At 73.9% G+C, this 20,978-nt stretch carries 21 protein-coding genes and 1 tRNA gene; 13 read left to right on the top strand and 9 right to left on the bottom strand.

Going from position 1 to position 20,978, the window contains the following annotated elements:
* Positions 1–285: 285 nt before the first annotated feature.
* Positions 286–1,566 carry a YeeE/YedE family protein gene (locus tag ACFWMZ_RS22740; RefSeq protein ID WP_383171710.1) on the top strand — a complete coding sequence of 427 codons (1,281 nt, stop codon included), beginning with the start codon at positions 286–288 and terminating at the stop codon, positions 1,564–1,566.
* A gap of 35 nt (positions 1,567–1,601) precedes the next feature.
* On the opposite strand, the gene ACFWMZ_RS22745 is transcribed toward ACFWMZ_RS22740, so the two are convergent.
* Entirely contained in the window at positions 1,602–2,630 is a 1,029-nt protein-coding gene (locus ACFWMZ_RS22745; protein ID WP_383203760.1) for a DUF5937 family protein, read from the bottom strand.
* A 96-nt stretch (positions 2,631–2,726) separates the two neighbouring features.
* Here ACFWMZ_RS22745 and ACFWMZ_RS22750 point away from each other — a divergent pair, with 96 nt between their 5' ends.
* The 3 genes from ACFWMZ_RS22750 (at position 2,727) to ACFWMZ_RS22760 (ending at position 7,721) form a co-directional block, all read left to right on the top strand.
* Positions 2,727–4,016, top strand: a complete 1,290-nt coding sequence (locus ACFWMZ_RS22750; protein WP_383203762.1) for an MFS transporter — start codon at positions 2,727–2,729, stop codon at positions 4,014–4,016.
* Positions 4,017–4,342: 326 nt separating this feature from the next.
* The gene (locus ACFWMZ_RS22755) at positions 4,343–6,229 is read left to right on the top strand and encodes a hypothetical protein (RefSeq protein WP_383171704.1); all 1,887 of its coding nucleotides are present in this window, start codon (positions 4,343–4,345) and stop codon (positions 6,227–6,229) included.
* 7 nt (positions 6,230–6,236) lie between these two features.
* Positions 6,237–7,721 carry an ABC transporter substrate-binding protein gene (locus ACFWMZ_RS22760; RefSeq protein WP_383203765.1) on the top strand — a complete coding sequence of 495 codons (1,485 nt, stop codon included), beginning with the start codon at positions 6,237–6,239 and terminating at the stop codon, positions 7,719–7,721.
* Between the two features lie 209 nt (positions 7,722–7,930).
* On the opposite strand, the gene ACFWMZ_RS22765 is transcribed toward ACFWMZ_RS22760, so the two are convergent.
* On the bottom strand, positions 7,931–8,485 hold the full coding sequence (locus ACFWMZ_RS22765) for a type 1 glutamine amidotransferase domain-containing protein (RefSeq protein ID WP_383171700.1): 555 nt from the start codon (positions 8,483–8,485) through the stop codon (positions 7,931–7,933).
* Positions 8,486–9,057: 572 nt separating this feature from the next.
* On the opposite strand from ACFWMZ_RS22765, the gene ACFWMZ_RS22770 reads away from it, so the two are divergent.
* Both ACFWMZ_RS22770 and ACFWMZ_RS22775 read left to right on the top strand, forming a co-directional pair.
* On the top strand, positions 9,058–9,927 hold the full coding sequence (locus ACFWMZ_RS22770; RefSeq protein ID WP_383171698.1) for a family 16 glycosylhydrolase: 870 nt from the start codon (positions 9,058–9,060) through the stop codon (positions 9,925–9,927).
* A 184-nt stretch (positions 9,928–10,111) separates the two neighbouring features.
* Positions 10,112–10,552: a helix-turn-helix domain-containing protein gene (locus ACFWMZ_RS22775; protein WP_383171696.1), complete on the top strand. Its 441-nt coding sequence runs from the start codon at positions 10,112–10,114 to the stop codon at positions 10,550–10,552.
* A gap of 99 nt (positions 10,553–10,651) precedes the next feature.
* On the opposite strand, the gene ACFWMZ_RS22780 is transcribed toward ACFWMZ_RS22775, so the two are convergent.
* Together ACFWMZ_RS22780 and ACFWMZ_RS22785 are read right to left on the bottom strand one after the other, a co-directional pair.
* Positions 10,652–11,254, bottom strand: coding sequence for a ClpP family protease (locus ACFWMZ_RS22780; protein WP_383171694.1), 603 nt, complete (start codon positions 11,252–11,254; stop codon positions 10,652–10,654).
* Between the two features lies 1 nt (position 11,255).
* Positions 11,256–11,891 carry a ClpP family protease gene (locus ACFWMZ_RS22785; RefSeq protein WP_383171692.1) on the bottom strand — a complete coding sequence of 212 codons (636 nt, stop codon included), beginning with the start codon at positions 11,889–11,891 and terminating at the stop codon, positions 11,256–11,258.
* 317 nt (positions 11,892–12,208) lie between these two features.
* Between ACFWMZ_RS22785 and ACFWMZ_RS22790 the strand changes: the two genes are divergently transcribed.
* A complete protein-coding gene (locus tag ACFWMZ_RS22790; RefSeq protein WP_383203768.1) occupies positions 12,209–12,637 on the top strand; it encodes a hypothetical protein in 429 nt (142 codons plus the stop codon).
* 11 nt (positions 12,638–12,648) lie between these two features.
* On the opposite strand, the gene ACFWMZ_RS22795 is transcribed toward ACFWMZ_RS22790, so the two are convergent.
* Positions 12,649–13,287: a hypothetical protein gene (locus ACFWMZ_RS22795; RefSeq protein ID WP_383203771.1), complete on the bottom strand. Its 639-nt coding sequence runs from the start codon at positions 13,285–13,287 to the stop codon at positions 12,649–12,651.
* A 269-nt stretch (positions 13,288–13,556) separates the two neighbouring features.
* Entirely contained in the window at positions 13,557–14,234 is a 678-nt protein-coding gene (locus ACFWMZ_RS22800; protein ID WP_383203774.1) for a type III effector protein, read from the bottom strand.
* Positions 14,235–14,389: 155 nt separating this feature from the next.
* Between ACFWMZ_RS22800 and ACFWMZ_RS22805 the strand changes: the two genes are divergently transcribed.
* Together ACFWMZ_RS22805 and ACFWMZ_RS22810 are read left to right on the top strand one after the other, a co-directional pair.
* The gene (locus tag ACFWMZ_RS22805; protein ID WP_383171685.1) at positions 14,390–14,821 is read left to right on the top strand and encodes an Hsp20/alpha crystallin family protein; all 432 of its coding nucleotides are present in this window, start codon (positions 14,390–14,392) and stop codon (positions 14,819–14,821) included.
* 193 nt (positions 14,822–15,014) lie between these two features.
* Complete coding sequence (locus ACFWMZ_RS22810; protein ID WP_383171683.1) at positions 15,015–15,452, top strand: DUF2267 domain-containing protein; 438 nt, start codon at positions 15,015–15,017, stop codon at positions 15,450–15,452.
* Between the two features lie 146 nt (positions 15,453–15,598).
* Here ACFWMZ_RS22810 and ACFWMZ_RS22815 read toward each other — a convergent pair whose 3' ends face one another.
* Positions 15,599–16,684, bottom strand: a complete 1,086-nt coding sequence (locus tag ACFWMZ_RS22815; RefSeq protein ID WP_383203776.1) for a class I mannose-6-phosphate isomerase — start codon at positions 16,682–16,684, stop codon at positions 15,599–15,601.
* A complete protein-coding gene (locus ACFWMZ_RS22820; RefSeq protein ID WP_383203779.1) occupies positions 16,681–17,520 on the bottom strand; it encodes an SDR family oxidoreductase in 840 nt (279 codons plus the stop codon). Before ACFWMZ_RS22820 ends, ACFWMZ_RS22815 begins: the two co-directional genes overlap by 4 nt.
* 542 nt (positions 17,521–18,062) lie before the next feature.
* Between ACFWMZ_RS22820 and ACFWMZ_RS22825 the strand changes: the two genes are divergently transcribed.
* From ACFWMZ_RS22825 to ACFWMZ_RS22835, 3 genes are read left to right on the top strand one after another with little or no spacing between them, the layout of a single operon-like run.
* Complete coding sequence (locus tag ACFWMZ_RS22825; protein WP_383203782.1) at positions 18,063–18,776, top strand: hypothetical protein; 714 nt, start codon at positions 18,063–18,065, stop codon at positions 18,774–18,776.
* Positions 18,777–18,778: 2 nt separating this feature from the next.
* On the top strand, positions 18,779–19,243 hold the full coding sequence (locus ACFWMZ_RS22830; protein ID WP_383203785.1) for a phage holin family protein: 465 nt from the start codon (positions 18,779–18,781) through the stop codon (positions 19,241–19,243).
* Positions 19,219–19,899 (top strand): DUF3618 domain-containing protein, encoded by a 681-nt coding sequence (locus ACFWMZ_RS22835; protein ID WP_383203788.1) that lies wholly within the window; start codon positions 19,219–19,221, stop codon positions 19,897–19,899. The genes ACFWMZ_RS22830 and ACFWMZ_RS22835 overlap by 25 nt, the downstream gene beginning before the upstream one ends.
* Before the next feature lie 137 nt (positions 19,900–20,036).
* Here the strand turns inward: ACFWMZ_RS22835 and ACFWMZ_RS22840 are convergent.
* Positions 20,037–20,110, bottom strand: a tRNA-Pro gene (locus ACFWMZ_RS22840).
* Positions 20,111–20,246: 136 nt separating this feature from the next.
* Here ACFWMZ_RS22840 and ACFWMZ_RS22845 point away from each other — a divergent pair.
* Positions 20,247–20,942 carry a transketolase gene (locus ACFWMZ_RS22845; RefSeq protein ID WP_383171672.1) on the top strand — a complete coding sequence of 232 codons (696 nt, stop codon included), beginning with the start codon at positions 20,247–20,249 and terminating at the stop codon, positions 20,940–20,942.
* The last annotated feature ends 36 nt before the right edge of the window (positions 20,943–20,978 follow it).

Here is a 20,978-nt window from a genome sequence, read left to right on the forward strand (position 1 = left end):
CATGCGGATACTCAGCACCAGCCCCCCGAAGCCAGGCGCACCCCACCCCGTCTCATTTTCCTTCTCGCGATGCGAGACACATTCCCCACATCGCCCCTGCCGTCCTTACAGTGGCGCACATGTTCGGACCCGCACGCCGTCTGGCGCTCGCCCTCTTCGCGGCCACGCCGTGGAGCGTGGACGACGCGCTCTGTCGCAGCTAGCTTCCCCGCGCCCCTCCCCCTGCCCCGGGGCGCGTGACCGCCTGTACTGTCCGGCCTCCCTGCCTCCCCCCGGAGTACCGCTGTGACCACCGCTCCCCCCGCCGGGGCGCCGCCCCGCGCCGCCCTGATCACCCCCTCCCCCACCTCGGCGCCCGCCCCCGAGGCGAGCACCGCCCCCGCCGTGCGCCGCCTACCGCTGACCGTCGCCGCCGTCGTCGGCGTGCTGCTCTCCGCGTACGTCTTCGCGCGGCACGGCGCCAAGCCCGGTGTGCTGCTCCTGCTGGGCACCGGCCTCGGCTACGCCCTGTTCCACTCCCGCTTCGGCTTCACCTCGGCCTGGCGGCAGCTGGTCGCCGTCGGCAACGGGACCGGGCTGCGCGCCCACACCCTGCTGCTCGGCACCACCGCCACCCTCTTCGCGCTGATCATCGGCACCGGGACCGGGCTCTTCGGCTCCACCCCGGCGCCCAGCGCGGGCCCGCTCGGCATCGGGTTGCTGATCGGGGCGTTCGTCTTCGCCATCGGCATGCAGCTGGGCGGCGCCTGCGCCTCCGGCACGCTCTTCGCGGTCGGCTCCGGGCAGTCCTCGATCGTGCTGACCCTGTTCGGCTTCATCGGCGGGTCGACGCTGGCCGCGTGGCAGTTCGGCCTGTGGAGCGACCTTCCGGCGCTCGACCCCGTCCTGCTCTCCGACCACGTCGGCTGGTTCGGGTCGTGGGCCGTGACCGTGCTGGCGCTGGCCGCCGTCTGGTGGATCGCCCGCACCGTGCAGGCCCGCCGCAACCCGCCGCCGGTCGGCGCGCCGCCGTCGGCGCGGGGCACGCTCGCCCGCGTGGTGCGCGGCTCGTGGCCGCTGGCCGTCGGCGCGGTGGTGCTGGCGGTGCTCGGCGCGGCCGTGCTGCTCGTCTCGGGCGGCGCCTGGGGCATCACCAGCGCCTTCGCCCTGTGGGGCTCGAAGGTCGTCGGCTTCCTCGGCGGTTCCCCGGAGACCTGGGCGTTCTGGCAGCAGCCGGGCAACGCCGCGCAGCTCTCCGGCCCGGTCCTGACGGACAAGAACAGCCTCACCGACATCGGCATCATGATCGGCGCCGCCCTCGCCTCGGCGGCCGGAGGCGTCTGGACCCTGCACCGGGGCATCCCGGGGAGGACCGCCGTGGCCGCGGTGCTCGGCGGTGTGCTGATGGGCGTCGGTGCACGGCTGGCGGGCGGCTGCAACATCGGCGCCTACCTCGCGGGCATCGCCTCGGGCTCGCTGCACGGCTGGCTCTGGGGCGCCGTCGCCATCGCGGGCACCTGGGCGGGCCTGAAGCTGCGCCCCTTCTTCGGCCTGGGCAACCCGAAGCCGACCGACAGCGTCTGCTGACGTCCCTCCCCGGCCAGGCCCGCGCCCCCGTCCCGTCACCGGGGCGGGGGCGCCGCCGTCTGCGGCTCCTCGCCCGCGCCTCCGCGCAGGAGGGCTAGGCCGAGCGGGGTGCGGGCGTACGCGACCGAGCGGCCGAGCCTGCGCCGGGTGACCAGGCCGCTCTCGCGGAGCGCGGTGAGGTGGGCGGAGACGGTGGCGGGGCTGAGGCCGTGGGCGCGGGCCAGCCGGGAGGTGGTGGCGGGCTCGTCCAGCGCGGCCAGCAGCAGGGCGCGGGTCCGTCCGAGGAGCCGCGCGAGGGCGCGGGGCGTGTCCGGGCGACCGCCGCGCCACAGCTCGCCGACGCCGCGCGCCGGGTAGACGAGGGTGGGTTGCCAGGGAGGATCGGTGACGACGGTGAGAGCGGGCCAGACGAAGGCGCTCGGCACGAGCAGCAGCCCCGCTCCGTCGAGCCGCCGCACGGCGCGGTGGGCGGCCTCGACCCGCAGCGTCCCCGGCTCCTCCCACCCGATCCCCGGATGGATCCCGGTGAGTGTCCGCCGCAGCCCGGCCTCGGCCAGCCCCCGCGACCGTACGGCGATGTCCGCGTCCAGCAGGTCCCGCACCCGCGTCCACCGGGGCGCCAGCAGCCGCTGCCAGCACTCGCGCAGCAGCGCCGTCAGCTCGCTCAGGGTGCGGCCGGGGTCGGCGAGGAGGCGGGCGGCGGCCTCGGGCGGCGGGGGCGCGTCGCGGCCGGGTCCGTGCAGGGACCGCCGCAGCTCCGCCTCGACCCGGGCGAGCGGGGTGGCGGCGACCCGGCCGAGTTCCTCCTCGATGTCGGCGTGCGGCCCGGCCGGCGGCGGGGTGAGGAAGTCGGGGGTGCTTCCGGTGCGCGGCAGCAGCAGGGCGAGCGGGGCGGTGCTGGCCGGGTCGTGGCCCGCGGCCACCTCGCGCAGCCACGGCAGGTGGTACGCCTGGCGGCGCGGTTCGCCCAGCGTCCGCACCGCCGCCACCGTCTCCCACAGCGGCGAGAGCGCGAAGCGGCAGCGCAGCAGGTCCGCCTCTCCCACCTGAAGCCGTACGGCCACGGCACTCCCTCCCGCGTTCCTCCGCTCCGGCCCTGAGGATTCGGCCCGGCACGAATCCATTGAACCGGGTGCGGCGCCGCCCGCAGGCTCCGGGCCATGCCGACCCACGACTCCCCCGGCCACCGGGGTGCCCCGGCCGTGCCCGCCCGCCCGGCCTCGTACCGCACGGTGCTCGCCGTGCCCGAGTTCCGCGCCCTCCTGCTCGCCCAGACCCTCGCGACCTGTGGCGGCGTCGTCGTCCAGCTGACCCTCTCGGTCCTGGTGTACGCGCGGACCGGCTCCGCCCTGCTGGCGTCACTCGCCTTCGCGCTCGGCTTCACCCCGTACCTGTTCGGCGCGGCCCTGCTGTCGGCCGTCGCCGACCGGTACCCGGCCCAAGACGTGCTCGTCGCCTGCCAGGCGCTGAGCTGCGCCATGGCGGCCGCCATGGCGCTGCCAGGACTGCCGGTCCCCGCACTGCTGGCGCTGGTGCTGGTCCTCGGGATCGCGGCGCCGGTCTTCCAGGGGGCCCGTGCCGCGGCCCTGCCCGACCTGCTGCCCGCCGGGGGCTACCCGCTCGGCCGCTCGCTGCTGCGCCTGGTCTCGCAGTCCACGCAGGTCGCGGGCTTCGCCGTCGGCGGCCTGCTGCTTCTCGCGGTCCCCGCCGGGCAGGCCCTGCTCGCCTCGGCCGCCGGTTTCGCGGTGGCCACCCTGGTCCTGCGGTACGGGACGCGGCGCCGCGCCGCCCGGTTGCCGGCGGGCGGGTCGGTGGCCCGCGCCTCGCTGGCGGGGGTCCGGCGGGTGCTGGCGGTGCCCGGGCTGCGCCCGCTGCTCCTGCTGACCTGGCTGCCGCCGGCCCTCGCGGTGGCTCCGGAGGCGCTGGCGGCGCCGTACGCGGCGGAGCTGGGCGCGGGGCCGGGCGGGGCGGCGCTGCTGCTCTGCGCCGCTCCGGCCGGGTCGGTCGCCGGTGAGCTGCTGTACGGGACGCTGCTGAGCCCCCGCACCCGGGCACGGCTCCTCGTCCCGTCCGCCGTGCTGATCTTCGTCCCGCTGCTGGGTTTCGCGTTCCGTCCCGGGCTCATGGCCGCCACCGCGCTGCTGGTGCTGAGCGGGCTCGGCTACCCGTACGCGATGGCGCTGGACCAGCGGACCCTGGAGGCGGCTCCGGCCGAACTGCGCGGCAGGACGCTGACGCTGGCCCTGGCCGGGCTGATGGCCGGCCAGGGGCTGGGGTTCGCGGCGGCCGGGGCGGCGGCCGAGTTCCTGGCGCCGCCGTTCGTGGTGGCGGGTGCCGGCCTGCTGGGGCTGGTGGTCCTGGCGTTCTGTGGGGGCGGGGGCGGGGCGGACGCCCGTACGGGCATCTGCCGGGTCCCCGCGCGCCCGTTTCCTCAACACCCGTGCCCCTAAAGGTGTTTCGCAAGCGTGAGCTACGCGCGTACCATCGCGGACCACAGTCATGGGCAGGCGTCCCCGACGCCGACGGAGGGTACGGGAAGCGCAGGGGGGCGCCGGGACCGGACGGGCCACGGGGACGCGAGGCCGCGCCGGACGCCTCGGCGGTGCCGGACCGGGCACCGCGCTTGGGCGGTCAGGCCGCGGAGGGCTCAGCACGGACGGGAGGGGGACTCGGCAAGGTGACGGATTCGGCGGTGGGCGCGGGCGTCCTCGGGCGCTGGGGGATCGTGTCCCTGACGGGTGAGTCGCTGGGCCGCCCGCCTGAGGAGGAACGACCGGTGACCGTGCTGCTCGGACCGCGCGGCAGCGGCGCCAGCGAGACGCACAGCGCGCTGATGGAGCGGTACGGGCCCTCGTACCCCTTCGCCTACCTGCGGTTCGCCCCCGGGCAGGCGCTGCTGCCGAGGTACGCGCTGGGGTTGCTGGCTCGGCAGTTGGAGCGGCGGCTGCCGCAGTACCGCCGGACGTCGTTCCCGCTGCTCACCCTCGGTCTGCTCGCCTCCGACGAGGACCTGTCGATGACCTCGCTGGAGGAGGGGCGGCGCTCCATCCAGCAGCGGCTGCGCCACTTCCAGCAGCAGGCGGAGAACCGCTACGGCGACTACCTGGCCGCCTTCTTCGAGGTGGCGGGCGGTGCGGTCGGCGCGCCCGAGGGCGCCTCGACGGCAGCCCTCGCCCTGCTCAACGACGCGCTGCGGCGCGGCCGTCGGCGGCTGCCCGGCGGCAACCGCTTCGGGCAGGCCGCCCACTGGTACGGCGCGCATCCGCTCACCCGGGGCCAGGACCGCTGGGAGGCGCTGACCGAGCTGAACTCCTGGCGCCACCGGGGCCACGAGGAGGACCGGGACCGCCTCGACCGCATCCTCTTCTCCGCGTTCCTGGAGGATCTGCGGCGCGGTGCCGCGCCGTCGTTCTCGCCGCGGTCGTTCCTGCTCCTGCTCGACCAGGCCGACACCCGGTACGGGCGCCGCTTCCTGGACCTGCTGCTGCGGGCCCGCCACGACGACACCGTGGTGGCGAGCGGCCCGTGCGACCCGCTGACGGTGGTCGCGAGCTGCAACCGGTGGCTGCCGCGCTGGGGCCCGGCCTCCGGTGAGCAGTGGCCGTGGCAGCTGCGGGTGCCCGACGGGGCGTCGCTGGACGACTGGCGGGCGCACCGGCCGCCCCGGGACGGCGAGGACACCTGGTGGTACCCGATCAGGCTGCGCGACCTCCAGCAGGAGGAGGTGCACACCCTCGTCGAGAAGCAGCTCCACACCCACCCGGGCCTGTCGCCCTTCACGCGGCTGACGCCCTTCGTCCACCGGCTCACCGGCGGGCTGCCGAAGGCGGTCAGCCAGGTGCTCCAGGCACTCCAGCAGGCCGACGGGGAACGCGCGCCCGGCCCCGCCCAGGAGCGCTGGCTGCGGACGCTGCCCGACCGGATCGTACTGGTCGGCGAGGCGCAGCGGACGCTGGCCGACGCGGCGCTGGACTCGCTGCTCGACGGTTTCGACCAGCGGGAGCGGGACCGGCTCGCCGAGTGCGCGGCCGCGCCCGACCTGTACGTGGGCACGCAGGTGCTCGGGCACGGCGAGGCGCTCTTCACCCAGTTGCGCATCCGCCGCCTGATGGACGGACCCGGGGCGTTCACGCCGACGCTCCACCCGTGGCTGCGGCGGCTGCTGCTGTGGAAGCTCGCCGCCCGGCCCAGCGACTGGGACGCGGCGCACGACCTGCTGGCGGAGCACGCCCTGGAGGCGGGGAAGACCGCCGACCGGATGTACCACCTGCTGGCGACCGGCCGCCTCGACGAGGTGACCGACCACCTGCTGACCCGGTTCACCGCGCTGCCGGCGACGACCTGGATCAGTGAGTTCGACAAGGTCACGGCGGCCCCGAACCGGCTGGCGAGCGTGGGCGGGCCGCTGGAGCTGCTGGCCGCCCTGGCACCGCCCGAGCCGGGCGGCGCCGTGACGGGCCGGTCGGTGGTGCGCGGCCTGGTGGCGGCGCGCTGGCTGTGGAGCGACCCGCTGGCGGACCCGGGGATGCGGCTGGGCCATGTGCTGGCGGACGGATTCATCCAGCTCTCGCGGCTGGGCAGGAGCGACAACGTGGCCCTGCTGAACGAGTCGGAGCGCTATCTGCACTGGCGCCCCTCGCGCACGACGACGGACGGGAGCTGAGGGCCGGATGCGCAGGATCGAATGGCCGCTGCACCTGGTGATCCGCACCGTGGTGGGGGTCGTGGCCGCCGGGGTGCTGGCCGTGGCGGGCGTGGTGGCGTGGAACTGGTGGCAGAGCGCGCGGGCCACCTGCCACGAGGACGTCGTACGGCGCGGCCCGCACGACGAGTGCGTCGGCGTCACCGCGGGCGGCCACGTCTTCGGGCCGCACCTGGAGGACGTGCAGAAGCTGATCGCCAAGGAGAACGCGCGGGTGGAGGCGGAGGGCGACAAGCACCCGTACGTCTCGGTGGCGTACCTGACCTCCTTCACCCTCACCGACGACGACAGCAACTCGGAGGACTCGGTCCGCCACGAGCTGCAGGGCGCCTATCTGGCGCAGTACCGGCACAACCAGGGGGACTTGTCGGCGTCGCCGAAGATCCGGCTGCTGGTCGCCAACACGGGCAGCGACTCCGCGCAGTGGAAGTACACGGTCGACCGGCTGCTGGAGCGCACGGACGAGCCGGACCGGCTGGTCGCGGTCGCCGGGCTCGGGCCGAGCACCGAACGGAACCTGGACGCGCTGAAGAAGCTCTCCGAGAACGACGTGGCGACGGTGGCGAGCATCATGACGGCCACCGACATCAAGGGCATAGGCGGCTTCGTGCGGGTGGCGCCGACCAACGTCGACGAGGCCCGGGCGGGGGCCGCGTACCTGAAGCGGGAGGGTTTCAGAACCGCCGCGGTGGTCCAGGACGACGCCAAGTCCAACCTCTACGCCGCCACCCTGGCACAGGCGTTCCGCGAGGAGTACCCGGACGGCAACCACCGGCTGGTCGGCGACTCGCTGTCGTACGACTCGTCGGTCCCCAGCGCCTGGGAGGGCGAGCTGCGGTACATCCCCGGCCACCTCTGCGAGGAGAAGCCGGAGGCGGTGTACTTCGCCGGGCGCGGCAGGCACCTGGCGCACTTCCTCAACGCGCTGGCCAACCGCAGCAGTTGCAAGGAGCGCGAGTTCACGGTGCTGACCGGGGACGACACCACCAACCTGACGCCGCAGCAGCTCGCCGACGCGGCGCGCACCGGCGTGCAGGTGTACTACACGGGCCTCGCGCACCAGGACATGTACCGGAAGAACCCGCAGGCGGTCTCCGAGCCGTCGGTCCGCAACTTCCTCCCCGACGGCCTGCTGGACACGTGGTTCCCCGACGACGCCCGGTACGACGGGCAGGACATCATGGGCCACGACGCGGTCCTCACCGCGGCGAAGGGGGTCGAGATGGCGTCCAAGTGGCAGGGCCAGGACAAGGTCACCGGCCCGTCGGTCGCGCGGATGTTCCATCAGATGGCCGGAGCGCAGCAGGTGGCGGGGGCGAGCGGCTTCCTCTCCTTCAAGAAGAACGGCGACCCGCGCGACAAGGCGGTGCCGATCCTGCGGCTGACCCCGTCGGGCCGCTCCGTCCTGGCCGACGTCTCCTCCGCGACGGGCGAACCGGCCCGCCAGGAGTGACGGTTCCACCCCGTACGGCGTCCCGCCCCCGCGCCGGGCGCCGTACGGGCCGCGGGTACGGTGAGCCTCCGCGCGCCGGCGGGTTCCGGGTACAGGGATCGCGGGATGTCGGTCACAGCGACCGATGCTGCCACGCACACGGGCCCGCCGGACAGTACGCGCGGACGCGCACCGTACGGCGGGCCACCGATGCCACCGCCGGGCCGGGGTCAGGCGGTGAGGGTGCTGTCGACGGCCTGGAGGAACTGCTTGAGGTCGTCGGGGGTCCGCGAGGTGATCAGCGTCCAGCCGCCGCTGTCGTCGGTCACCACGGCCTCGTCCACCCACTCGCCGCCGGCGTTGCGCACGTCGGTCTGCAGAGAGGCGTAGGAGGTGAGGCGCTTGCCCTTGACGGCGCCGGTCTCCACCAGGGCCCACGGGCCGTGGCAGATCGCGGCCACCGGGCGCTGCGACGAGGTGAAGGCGCGGACGATGTCCATGGCCGCGTCGTCGAGTCGCAGGGAGTCGGCGTTGAGCGTGCCGCCCGGGATGAGCAGCAGGTCGTAGCCGGACGGGTCGACGTCGGCGAGGGCGAGGTCGGCCTGGCCCGGATCGCCGGGGTCCTTGTCGCCCACCAGGGTGCGGATCTCGCCGGCGGACACCGCGGCCACGTCGACGGGGGTGCCGTGGTCGCGCAGGTGCCGGACCGGGACCAGCAGTTCGTCCTGTTCGACGCCGTAGTTGGTCACGATCGCCAGGACACGGCTTGTGCCGTTGTCGCTCATGTTCGTCCTTCCGGGTCTACGTCGGTCGGGGTCGCTCTGGACCCACGCTCTCCAAAGTAAGACATTCCTCACATAAACGGGCACCTGTGGCGTCCCGCCTCGGTCTCTGGGCGCGTGCCCGGGGTGCCCTCCGACATGCCCTCGCGGACGGGGCGCCCTCTGAAGCCCGGCCGGCGCTTGAGGCCATCCGTGACCGGAGGCGGCCGAACGACGCACCACCCCTACCCAGCCCGGCCGGCGCTTGATGCGTTTCGGGACAGCGGCCACCCCTCGGCGGCGGCGAATCCGCAGCACACACCGGGGCGCCTCCTTCACGACATGAAGACACCCTCGCCCACGCGGCGCGCCCCACCCCCCTCGACTTCAAAAGGTTCTGGAACGCGAACCCTTGACGCCCGCGCAGGACACCCCTTCAATCAACCTGTGAAGGAACGACCGGGGCACCCATCCCGGCCCGCCGTCACGCTCCACCCGCACCGCGAAGCCCCACCGAGCAAGCGCAGCACCCCCCTGGCACTCCCCCCACCGCATTGACATGGACACGACTACTCGTGAAGCGATGTGATGCCACCGTGCACCGTTCCCGACGCCTCCCCACCGCCCTCTGGGCGGCCTCCCTGCTCTGCACCGCGGGCCTGCTGGCCCCCGCGGCAACGGCAGCGGCCGACACATCGGCCACCCCCGCCCGCGCAGCGGCAGTCACCTTCGAGGACAACTTCGACGGCCCGGCCGGCTCGGCTGTCGACGGCGGCCGCTGGCAGCTGGAGACCGGCGACAACGTCAACAACCACGAACGCCAGTGGTACACCTCCGGCGCCGACAACGCCGCCCTCGACGGCCAGGGCAACCTGGTCATCACCGCCCGCAAGGAGAACCCCAGCGACTACCAGTGCTGGTACGGGCGGTGCGAGTACACCTCGGCCCGGCTCAACACGGCCGAGCGGTTCGACGCCGAGTACGGCCACGTCGAGACCCGGCTGAAGGTGCCGCGCGGCCAGGGCATGTGGCCCGCGTTCTGGATGCTCGGCGCCGACTTCGGCCAGGTGGGCTGGCCCGCCTCCGGCGAGATCGACATCATGGAGAACGTCGGCTTCGAGCCGTCGACGGTCCACGGCACGCTGCACGGCCCCGGCTACTCCGGTGGCGGCGGCATCGGCGCCGGGTACACCCTGCCGAACGGCGAGGTGTTCGCCGACGGCTTCCACACCTTCGCCGTGGACTGGTCGCCGGACCGCATCAGCTGGTCGGTGGACGGTCAGGTCTACCAGACCCGCACCCCCGCCGACGTCGGCGGCAACCCGTGGGTCTTCAACAAGCCGTTCTTCCTGATCCTCAACCTCGCCGTCGGCGGCGACTGGCCCGGCGACCCCGACGGGAACACCACGTTCCCGCAGGAACTCGTCGTCGACTACGTCCGGGTGACGACCAACGACGCCGCCTGACGCATCCGCGCCGCTCCCCTGACGTACCGACGCGCCCCCGGTACCGCGACCAGCGGTACCGGGGGCGCGGCCGCTTTGCGGCGCCGCCCGCCGCGCCCAACCGGAGCCACCCCATCCGCCTGGTTCGCCGCGGGCGGAACGCGTACCGGTCCCCACCGCGCCCACGCACTCCTACGCTGGGACGGTGAGCGACCACGTGGCGAACCAGAACCGGGACGCGCGCCGGGGCCCCGGCCCCCGCGCGCGCGAGCAGGCGGCGAAGGAACCTCTCTGGCGGCAGGTGGTGGGCGGCGCCCTGCGTGGGGAGCGGCAGGCGCAGGGCCGCACCCTCAAGGAGGTCTCCGAGACGGCGCGGATCTCCATGCCGTACCTCTCCGAGATCGAGCGGGGCCGCAAGGAGGCGTCCTCCGAGGTGCTGGCGGCCGCCGCCGGGGCCCTCGGGCTGAGCCTCGCCGACCTGCTCGCCCTGACCCGGCGCGGCCTGGTCCCGGCCGACCGGACCGCCCGCCCCGAGGCCTCCGCCACCTCGGCGGCGACCCTCCCGGTGGCGGCCGTGACCCGGCTCCCCCGCGGCACGTCGGCGGGGAACGGCCCGGCCCGGGCGGAGGTCAGGCTGGCCGCCTGACTTCTCCGCGGCCGGAAGGCCGGCCGCCTCTCCGCCGGTCTCCGCCGGCGGCGGGGGCGCCCCCGGACCCCCGTACCGGGGACGCCCCCACCGGCTCCTTCAGCCCGACGGCCGCCTGCGGGTGAGCACTTCGTCGGCGAGGCCGTAGGCGACCGCCTCCTCGGCGGTGAACACCTTGTCCCGGTCCATGTCGGCCCGCAGCCGCTCGACGCTGTGCCCGGTGTGGCGCGAGAGGACCTCCTCGGTCTGGCTGCGCACCCGGGCCACCTCCTTGGCCTGCACGCTCAGGTCGGAGACGGTGCCCTGGCTGCCGCCGCTGGCCGGCTGCCCGAGCAGCACCCGGGCGTGCTCCAGGATCAGCCGCCGCCCCCGATCCCCGCCCGCGAGCAGCACGGCGGCGGTGGAGGCGGCCTGCCCGACGCAGAAGGTCGACAGGGGCGAGGTCACGAAGGTCATCGTGTCGTAGATCGCCATCAGCGAGGTGTACGAGCCGCCGGGCGAGTTGATGTACAGCGAGATCTCCCGGTCGGGCTGGACCGACTCCAGGTGGAGGAGCTGGGCGATGACGACGTTGGCGACGCCGTCGTCGATCTCGGTGCCGAGGAAGATGATCCGCTCGGAGAGCAGGCTGCTGTAGATGTCGAAGGCCCGCTCGCCGCGCGCGGTGCGTTCGACGACGGTGGGGATGGTGTACTGCGCCATGTCAGATCCCCGCCTTCCGCCGCGCGCCGGACGGACGGACGTCGTCCAGGGTGTGCACGACCCGGTCCACCATGCCGTACTCCTTGGCCTGTTCGGCGGTGAACCAGCGGTCGCGGTCGCTGTCCCGGCTGATCTCCGCCTCGCTGCGCCCGGTGTGCCGGGCCGTCAGCCGCTCGACGGCGCGCTTGGTGTACTCCAGGTTCTCCGCCTGGATCGCGATGTCGGCGGCCGAGCCGCCGATGCCCGCCGAGGGCTGGTGCATCATGATGCGGGCGTTGGGCAGGGCGAACCGCTTGCCGGCCGTGCCCACCGTCAGCAGGAACTGGCCCATGCTGGCGGCGAATCCCATGGCGAGCGTCGCCACGTCGTTGGGGATCAGCTGCATCGTGTCGTAGATGGCGAGCCCGGCGGTGACCGAGCCGCCGGGGCTGTTGACGTACAGGCTGATGTCGGTGCGCGGGTCCTCCGCCGACAGCAGGAGGAGCTGCGCGCAGACGCGGTTGGCGGAGGTCTCGTCGACCTGGGTGCCGAGCAGCACGATGCGCTGGCTGAGCAGTTGTCCGGCGAGCTGGTCGTCGTGGCGGGTGGGGGCGGTCTCCGCGTCAGCGGCCGACCAGGCGGGGTGAGAGGGCGCCATGTCCGTTCTCCTCAGGTCCGGTGCGGGACGCCGACGCGCCCCGGTGGCCTCACTCTCGCCGCCGCCGGGCGGGCGGAACCCGTTCTCTGCCGGTGGCAGATTCGCCACCGGCAGAGCGGCCCTCCGCCAGAGCCTCCCGGCCGTCCCACGCGTCCCGCCACATGCTCGTGCGGACGCCCCTTTCCGCAGGTCAGGAGGTGCCTCGTCCCGTGTGGCCCCGGGCTGCGGGCGGCGCCTGGCACCGTCCGGCGGGCAGGTGGCAGCTTCGGTCCGGCGGGTGCCGACCCGCCGATCGACCACGAGGAAGTGAGACACCGATGCGCCTGCCCCGTCGTCTGCCCCTGCTCACCACCGCCCTCCTCACCGGCGGCCTGCTCCTCGGGCCGGTGGCCACCGCCGCCCCGGCCGTCCCCACCACCGCTCCGGCCGCCACCGGGGCCCGGGCGGCGGCGCCGGTCAACTTCAGCTGCGCGCTCCCGAAGAACACCTCGGCCAAGAACTGCCGCAGTTTCTCGGTGCCGCGCGGCAGGACCGTCTCGGTGGAGCTCGTCTCCTCGGGCGGCAAGGCGCTGACCGTCGGCCTGAAGAACTCCTCGGGCAACCTCGCCTCGAAGCGGGTCTCGCCGGGCTCCGGGTACGCGGTGCACTGGACCAACAACGCCTCCGGCGCCCGCAGCGTGACGCTGTACATCTCGGAGGCCCGGTTGGTCGAGGTGAAGGCCAACCTGCGGTACAGGATCGGCTGAGCGGAGCCGGGTCACCCGCCCCCGGCGCGCCTCCGGGGGCGGGACGGGCCCGTCTCCACGGTCGTCGTCACCCGCACCAGCGCGGGCCCGCGCGGCGTGGAGCCGAACCCGAAGGCGACGGGCGGCTCCACGGGCGCGAGCGGCCCGAGTTCCCGGTCCTGCCACGTGGCCCGGGCGGAGGTGATCCGCCGCAGGTCGTGGGCGCCGTACCACTCCCGGCGTCCCCCGCCCGCGCTCCCCCGGGTACGGACTCCGGGGAGCAGCCGCGCCGGTCCGTCGAGCAGGGCCGCCCAGGCGGGCCAACGGGCGAGGCGTACGGGTACGGCGCGCAGCAGCACCCCCAGCGGGGTCCTGGGCCCCGTCGTGAACTCCAGTCGCAGCGGCCCGGCCGCCGCCTGCCACCGCCGGCCCGCCACGGTGACCTGGACCGGTACGACCACCACCTCCTCGAACCGGTAGGTGGCGGCCACGTACGCGGCGACCTCCGGTGAGGGGGCGAGCAGGATGCGCCGTCCGTCGGCGTTCTCCACCATCACATCGCTGAACGCGCCGAACGGCGACCGTTCCCAGTGCCCGAGCACCAGGCGGGTGCCGGAGCCCGTGCCGACCCCGGCGATCCACCCTTCGAAGCGCTGCCGCCGCTCTCCCACAGCCGCAGTCTGCGGCACGGCGGCCCGGCCCGCACCTGAGCGGTGCGGGCCGGTGGCTGGTCGGGCGCCCCGGGCCCCGTGGAAGAGGCTGGGCGGGGCCGGGTGTGTTCTCCGGCGCCCGACGCGGCGTACGACGCGCCGCACCCGTGAGGCGGTCCGGACGGCCGCGCCGAGGAGCGGCTGCGCCTTCCGCTCCGGCTCCGGCTCCGGCCGCGAGGTCATCACCATGACCCGGCCGGGGCGGCACCCCCGGCGCACCTCCGGCCGGGTCAGTCGCCCCGCGCAACTCCTCCCGGTCCCGGCAGGGCGTCGAGCCGCGTGGCCAGCTCGGGGTGGGCGTCCCGGAGCGGCGGCCCGGCCTCGCGGAGCGGCTCCAGGAGGGTGGCCGGGTCGTCGTGGGCGAGGGCCTGGTCGAGCCGGGCGACGGGACGCCGGGCGGCCGCGGGGAGGTCGGCGAGGCCGGTGACGTGGGCGGCGAGGCGGCGCAGGTCAGCGGCGTTCCGGCGGGCCCACGCGCTCCGGTCGCGGTCGGCGGCCCGGCGTTCGCGGGTGGCCTGGACGCGCTGCTCGCCGGTGGAGCCCGAGGCTCCGGGCCGGTTGCGCAGGTAGCGGCGTTCGGCGGCCTGGCGGCTGGAGACGCCGAGGGGGTGGGCGAGCTCGGCCCAGCTGGCGCCCGCCTGACGCGCCGTCTCGACCAGGCCCGGCTCCCAGACGGCGAGTTGCTCCCGCAGCCGCCGTAGCAGGAGCAGGCTGGCGAGGACGTCGTCGGCCCCCGCTCCCCCGCCGGCGGCGTCAGTCCTCCCCGCCTCGGCGGCGTCGACCGCCTCCCTGATGGCTTCGAGGGCGCCCGCGACCGCCAGGAAGGAAGCCGGGTCCGGGGTGAAGGACGCCGGGGACTGTCCGGCGGGGCCGGGGTGGCCGGGGGTGGGTCGGTCGGCGGTGCTCATGGGGCCTCCTGTGCCGCGCGGGGCCGCGTACCTCGCACTCCGGCGTCGTCATCACATGGACGACGCCTTGCTTGTCATCGTTCCGATGACATGTTACAACGGTGTCAGGTGAAGCGCATGGCATCAACTGCCTGGACTTCTGGAGGTGTTCACCCATGCTGATGCGCACCGACCCCTTCCGCGAGTTCGACCGGATCACCCGTGAGCTGACCGGTTCCGGCACCTGGAGCCGCCCGTCGGCGATGCCGATGGACGCCTATCGCGAGGGCGACACGTACGTGGTCTCCTTCGACCTGCCGGGTGTCGACCCGGACGCCATCGAGGTCGACATCGAGCGCAACATGCTCACCGTCAAGGCCGAGCGACGCCCCGCCGCGAAGGCGGAGGAGGTGCGGATGGAGCTCTCCGAACGCCCTCTCGGTGTCTTCTCCCGCCAGCTCGTCCTCGCCGACACCCTGGACACCGAGCAGGTGCGGGCCGCCTACGACGCGGGGGTCCTGACCCTGCGCATCCCGATCGCCGAGCGCGCCAAGCGCCGCCGGATCAAGATCGGGCAGAGCGACTCACGCAAGGAGATCACCAACTGAGCCCGCCGGTCGATCCGGCCGGCTCCGCAGGCCCGTACGCGGCTGGGTACGGGCCTGCGGCGTTCGTCGCCGCCCTGCCGTCGCCCCTGAGCCCGGGTACGGACAGACACGTCCCGGGTCCGGGGGCGGGCGGGCGGCGCGCCCTCCCCTCCGCCCCACGCCCACGGCCCTTCGACACGAAAGGCGCCCAGCAGTGCCGTACGGCCCCCACCACACCACTCTCCCCGCTCCGGCGCCCAGTTGGACGCGCCTCCTGGAGGCGATCCGCTACCGGGGTGTCTACCCGACGCGCGAGCGCGCCGAAGAGGCCGCCCGCCTCGTCCTGGCCGGGCTGGGCCGCCTGGTCGACGGCGACGCCCGCGCGGAACTGGCCGCGCGGCTGCCCGCCGAGGCCGCCCGCCTGCTGAGCCGCGAGATACCCGGAGCCTCCCCGCTGTCCGGACAGGAGTTCGTGGCCGACCTCGCCGCCCGTAGCGGCGCCTCGGTCGCCACCACCCGCTGGGACACCGGCTCGGTCCTCACCGTCGTCGCCGACCTGGTCGACCCCGACCTCCTCGACCGCCTCCTGGACCAGCTGCCGCCCGGCCACGCGCTCCTCTTCGGCCGGGCGGAGCTCAGCCAGCCCGTCTAGGCCGTCACACCGGACCGCCGTCTGTCCGGGACGCCGTCGGTGCGTGCGGCGAGTCCCTCCGGGGCCCGTCCTAGGCCACGACCTGTCCTTTCCGAGGTCTTTGCCCCGGAACGTGCCACCGCCCCGGGGTGGTGGCACGCTCCTCGTCACGCCGTCCGGGCGGTCGCGACGAGGGAGTCGATGAGCGGGGGCGGGCAACCGGCTTCCAGAAGCGGGGCGCGGACATCACGGTCGAGGTCGGGCAGATATCCGAAGAGGACGTCGGCCGGCCCGGTGATCTCGACCTCGCCGCAGGCGGCCGGCAGCAGCAGCGTCTCGGCCCGGCCCAGTTCCTCGCTCCAGCCGCCGGTCCGCACGCGCACCGGCGCGCCGACGTTGGTGAGGATCTGCGCGGTGGCGAACGAGTGGCGCAGTGGCTCGGCCGTTCCGGCGGTCCAGCGTTCGAGAGCGAAGTAGGGGCCCGCGGTCAGGAAGACCCGGGCGACCCCGTCGCCCGCGGCGATCCGCAGCCCCGGCGTGAAGTCCGGCCTCGACCCGAGATGCACCTGCCGCATCAGCATGTCGAGGTTGGAGGCGAACTCCTCGTCGCCGACGGCGGAGCCGTCCTCCATGTTCCAGCGCATCGCGTGCTGCTGGACGTCGGACGTCTGCTCGATCTCGTAGACCAGGGTGTCCGGCCCGAAGCTGTGCGGGGTGCCGCCGGGCACGTAGATGGTCTCCCCCGCCCGTACCGGCAGGCGCCGGAGGACGGCGTCGAACTCCTGCGCCTCCAGGGCGGAGCGCAGCCGGTCGGCCGTCACCCCCTCCTTGACCCCGCAGAGGGCGGTCGCCCCCGGCGCGGCGGCGAGAATGTGCCACGCCTCGGTCTTGCCGTTGCGCTCGCCCTCCAGGCGCTGGGCGGCCTCGTCGTCCGCGTGCAGGTGCACCGGGAGGGCGCCCGCGGCATCGATGAACTTGGTCAGCACCGGGAAGTACTCGCCCGACCAGCCCTCGCCCATCAGTTCCCGCGGATGGTCGGTGAGCACCTGGCGCAACGACTGCCCGGCCAGCGACCCCGTCCTGACCACGCCGCCCGCGCCCGAGACGTCGCTGCACTCCCACGTCTCCGCGATGTTCCAGTCCGGGATGCCGGTCTTCCCCAGGTGCCGGGCGATGGCGTGGCCGCCGAAGACCAGGGGCTTGGCCAGGGCCGTCAGCCGCAGCGGCGGGAGGCCGGTGGGGCGGCCGCTCACAGGATCGGCTGCCCGCCGGTGACCGCGATCCGCGCTCCGGAGACGTAACTGGCCTCGTCGGAGGCGAGCATCACGTAGACCGTCGCCAGTTCGGCCGGCTGGCCGGGCCGTCCGAGCGGTACGTCGGCCCCGAAGCTCTCCACCTGGTCCGGCGGCATGGTCGCCGGGATGAGTGGCGTCCAGATGGGCCCCGGTGCCACGCTGTTGACGCGGATGCCCTTCGGACCGAGGAGCTGCGACAGCGAGCCGACCATGTTCGCGATGCCCGCCTTGGTGACGTTGTACGGGAGCAGCTGCGGCGGCGGGGCGTCGGAGTTCACCGACGTCGACCCGATGATCGCCGAGCCGGGCCGCAGATGTGGGACGGCGGCCTTGGTCAGGTGGAAGAAGGCACTGATGTTGATCGCGAGCGTCCGGTCCCACTCCTCGTCGGGGATGTTCTCGACCGCGTTCCGGGTCATCTGGAACGCGGCGTTGCTGACCAGGACGTCCAGCCGGCCGAACTCCCGCACCGCCGTTTCGATGATCGACCGGCAGTGGGCCGGGTCCGCCAGGTCCCCGGGGACCAGCACGCAGGTGCGGCCGGCCTCCTCCACCCAGCGTCGCGTCTGTTCCGCGTCCTCGTGCTCGTCGAGATAGGAGATCAGGACGTCCGCGCCTTCGCGTGCGTAGGCGATCGCCACCGCGCGGCCGATGCCGCTGTCCCCGCCCGTGATCACCGCCGCCTTGCCGGCCAGCCGCCCGGAGCCGCGGTAGCTCTCCTCACCGTGGTCGGGTTCGGGGTGCATCGCGGAGGTGGAACCGGGGGGAGTCTGCTGCTGACGAGGCTCGGGCATGGCGTCTCTCCCAAGGGTCGGAGGGCTGGGCAGGGGCAGGCGCACAGCCCTGCGGAGACGGGCCGAGGGGCGGGCCGCCGGGAGCTGGACGCCACCTCCCATACTCGTCCGCCGGCCGGGAGCCCGCCATGCGAGGTGCGGGAGCCGAGGGGGCTGCCGGGTGGGGCGCAGGAAGGCAGGAGTAGCACACGTCTGAGGCGCCCGGCGGTCGGCACACCCTGCGCCCCGTCGGCCCTTGGCGCCCTCCTCCCGGGCCGACATGCGACGCTCACCCTTCTGGGGGAGTCTGGAGAGGGGAGCATCTCGAAGCCCCGCCTGCGGGGCGGCTCCCGCCGGGAGAAGCGCGTGACGACCGCGCGAGGCGATCTTGTCCTTGGGTGTAGCCACCGGCAGCGGCAGTCGAACCATGGCCGTGCCGGTGTGCGAAGAGGCACGTGAAGCCCACCCCTGTCGGCGCACGCTCACCACGGCTCCTGCCAAGAACCCGGCCGGAGCACGGACGGTGCCTGGTAACCCATCGTTTCGATCGTCCAGGAGGAACGTTGAACGACTCCGAGAACGCGAAGGGCTCCGACCGCCAGGACAGCTCGGCGCAGGCAGCACAAACCGCCCAGGAAAAGACCAGGCAGGGCGCTGAGTTGGCGAGTGACAAGGCGGCCGACGTAGCCGGTACGGCCAAGGAGCAAGCGGCCGACGTCAGGCAGGAGGCCACCGCGCGAGCCCAGGACATGGCAGGCGAGCTGCGCGGTCAGCTTCGAAGCCAGGCGCAGTCCCAGACCCAGCACCTGGCGGAGAACGTGCGCAAGCTTTCGGACGAGTTGCGCGACATGAGCGAGAACGGCAAGGAGAATTCCAGCGCGACGGACGCCGTTCGCCGGGTAGCCGACCGGGGCCACGAGGTGGCTTCGCGTCTCGACGAACGCGGACCGGACGGCCTCCTCGCCGACCTGCAGGACTTCGCACGGCGCCGGCCGGGAACATTTCTCGCGGGTGCCGCGCTGGCCGGGTTCGCGGCCGCGCGCCTGGGCAAGGGCGTCAGTTCGGCGGACTCGCCCACCGCGTCCGGTGGTGATCCGGATGCCGCCGGATCCGGTGCCCCTTCTCGGACGGGGCCAGACGACGGCGATGCCCCGCAGGCAGGACCGGAACGCTCTGCCGGGGCGGAGGACCCGCCCGGGCAGACCCATCTGCGGCCTGCGGCCCCTGGCTTCGGACCGCCCCCCTCGGACCTGCGACGACCGACTCGAGGGAGCTGACCATGGCAACACAGTTCCCTGAATCGGGCGGGGTGGATCCTCACCTTCCTCCGCACCCGCCCCCGTCTCACGCAGGCGCCACGGCGGACAGCGAAACGTCGATCGGCGATCTGCTGAGCGAGATCAGCACGGACGTGTCCCAGCTGGTGCGCGACGAGATCGAGCTGGCGAAGGCCGAGATCAAGCAGGAGTCCACGAAGGCGGGCAAGGCGGTCGGCATGCTGGGTGGTGCCGGTTACGCCGGGCACCTGGTCCTGCTGCTGGGCAGCCTCACCGTCATTTTCGGCCTGGCGAACGTCATGAACATCGCCTGGGCGGCTCTGATCGTCACCGTCCTGTGGGCGATCGTCGCGGCGGTGCTCTTCCTCACCGGCCGCAAGAAGCTGCGCGTGGTCAACATCAAGCCCGAGCGAACCGTGGAAACTCTGAAGGAGGACGCCGCATGGGCACGACACCCGACGAGCTGAGGACCGATGTCGAACAGCGGCGCGCCCGGCTGGCCCGCGACGTCGACCTCCTGTCGAACAAGGTGACCCCTCGCAGGATCGCTCAGCGCAAGGCCGGGCAGGCGCGAGGCCGGCTCACCAGCATGAAGGAGCGTGTGATGGGCTCGGCCCGCGACACCACCGCCGGCATGAAGGACACCGCGCGCGGCGCGGCACAGTCCGCGAGCCAGCTCACCGACTCGGCCGAGGGTGCGAAGGATCAGATCGGCGACGCTCTCCAACAGGGACCCGCCCAGGCGAGGCAGCAGACTCAGGGGAACCCGATCGCAGTCGGCCTGATCGCCTTCGGGGCAGGCATGCTGACCGCCGCGCTGATGCCGACGACCGAAGCCGAGGAACGGGTCGGCCAACAGCTACGGGACCGATCCGACGAGCTCCTCGAACCGGTCAAGCGGGAAGCGGGCAGAGCAGCGCACGACGTCAACGAGGAATTGCGGCAGCCCGCCGCCGAAGCGGCGGAGGCCGTCAAATCCACGGCGCAGGAGGCGGCCCAGGCCACGAAGAAACAGGCCGAGGACTCCGGGAAGGAAGCCGGGCAGGGACTGCGTCGAACTGGTGAGGAGACCGCCCAGAAGGTGCGTAGCCGTTCCGGACAGGGCCAGCAGCCGCCTACGTGACTCTCCTGCGGCCTTGGCTCCTCCGCCGCCCAGCCCCGGGCGTCGTCCGGTCGGTCGGCCCCCGGCTGGTTTCCACAAAGATCAAGGGCCGGTATCGGATGCCTCCGATACCGGCCCTTGTCATCGACTCTCTCGAGTCGGGACGACAGGATTTGAACCTGCGACCCCTTGACCCCCAGTCAAGTGCGCTACCAAGCTGCGCCACGTCCCGGTGCCCGTGTGACCTGGGGCTTCCCCTGGCCGAACGCGCAGGAAAACCATACCTCACTCGCGGCGGTGGTCGCGCTCCCCTTTCCGGGGGTAGCCGCTCTTGACCTCAAGTGAAGTCGAGGTCGCACGGTGATCGCATGACGACCACCACCTCGGGCGCGGCCCCGTCCTACGCCGGTATCCCCCGCCTCATGAGCCTCCAGACCGGCGACGAGAAGCACGGCGCGGCCGCCACCTCCACGCTCGACCCGCTCTGGGTGCTGTACGACCGGGTGCTGCGGATCACCCCGGAGACCGCCGAGGACCCGGGGCGGGACCGGTTCCTGCTCTCCAAGGGCCACGGCCCGATGGCGTACTACGCCGTTCTCGCCGCCCGGGGCTTCTTCCCCGAGGCGTGGCTCAGCGGCTTCGGCGGGTTCACCTCGCGGCTGGGCCACCACCCGGACCGGACGCTGGTGCCGGGTGCGGAGATCGGCAGCGGGTCGCTCGGGCACGGGCTGCCGATCGGTGTCGGGGTGGCCCTCGGGCTGCGGGCGCAGGGGCTGACGGAGCCGAAGGTCTGGGTGATGACGGGGGACGCCGAGCTGGACGAGGGGTCCAACGACGAGGCGATCACCTTCGCGGGGCTGACCGGGGTGGACTCCCTGCACGCCGTGGTGGTCGACAACGCCTCCGCCAGCCACGCCGCCCCCGGCCATCTCGCGGCCCGCTTCGCGGTGGCCGGCTGGTCCGCGGAGACCGTCGACGGCCACGACCACGAGGCCCTGTACCGGGCCTTCACCGCGCCCCACCCGGGCCGCCCGCACGTCGTGGTCGCCCGCGTGAGCCGCTGACCGGCCCCGCCCACCAACGGCGCCCCTCCCCCACCA

This window comes from Streptomyces sp. NPDC058373 (assembly GCF_042723275.1).
Lineage (GTDB): Bacteria > Actinomycetota > Actinomycetes > Streptomycetales > Streptomycetaceae > Streptomyces.

Coding starts and splice junctions, on each gene's coding strand:
- ACFWMZ_RS22750 (WP_383203762.1), top strand. CDS start 2,727: ATGCCGACCCACGACTCCCCCGGCCACCGGGGTGCCCCGGCCGTGCCC.
- ACFWMZ_RS22760 (WP_383203765.1), top strand. CDS start 6,237: ATGCGCAGGATCGAATGGCCGCTGCACCTGGTGATCCGCACCGTGGTG.
- ACFWMZ_RS22765 (WP_383171700.1), bottom strand. CDS start 8,485: ATGAGCGACAACGGCACAAGCCGTGTCCTGGCGATCGTGACCAACTAC.
- ACFWMZ_RS22780 (WP_383171694.1), bottom strand. CDS start 11,254: ATGGCGCAGTACACCATCCCCACCGTCGTCGAACGCACCGCGCGCGGC.
- ACFWMZ_RS22785 (WP_383171692.1), bottom strand. CDS start 11,891: ATGGCGCCCTCTCACCCCGCCTGGTCGGCCGCTGACGCGGAGACCGCC.
- ACFWMZ_RS22790 (WP_383203768.1), top strand. CDS start 12,209: ATGCGCCTGCCCCGTCGTCTGCCCCTGCTCACCACCGCCCTCCTCACC.
- ACFWMZ_RS22800 (WP_383203774.1), bottom strand. CDS start 14,234: ATGAGCACCGCCGACCGACCCACCCCCGGCCACCCCGGCCCCGCCGGA.
- ACFWMZ_RS22805 (WP_383171685.1), top strand. CDS start 14,390: ATGCTGATGCGCACCGACCCCTTCCGCGAGTTCGACCGGATCACCCGT.
- ACFWMZ_RS22820 (WP_383203779.1), bottom strand. CDS start 17,520: ATGCCCGAGCCTCGTCAGCAGCAGACTCCCCCCGGTTCCACCTCCGCG.
- ACFWMZ_RS22830 (WP_383203785.1), top strand. CDS start 18,779: ATGGCAACACAGTTCCCTGAATCGGGCGGGGTGGATCCTCACCTTCCT.
- ACFWMZ_RS22835 (WP_383203788.1), top strand. CDS start 19,219: ATGGGCACGACACCCGACGAGCTGAGGACCGATGTCGAACAGCGGCGC.
- ACFWMZ_RS22845 (WP_383171672.1), top strand. CDS start 20,247: ATGACGACCACCACCTCGGGCGCGGCCCCGTCCTACGCCGGTATCCCC.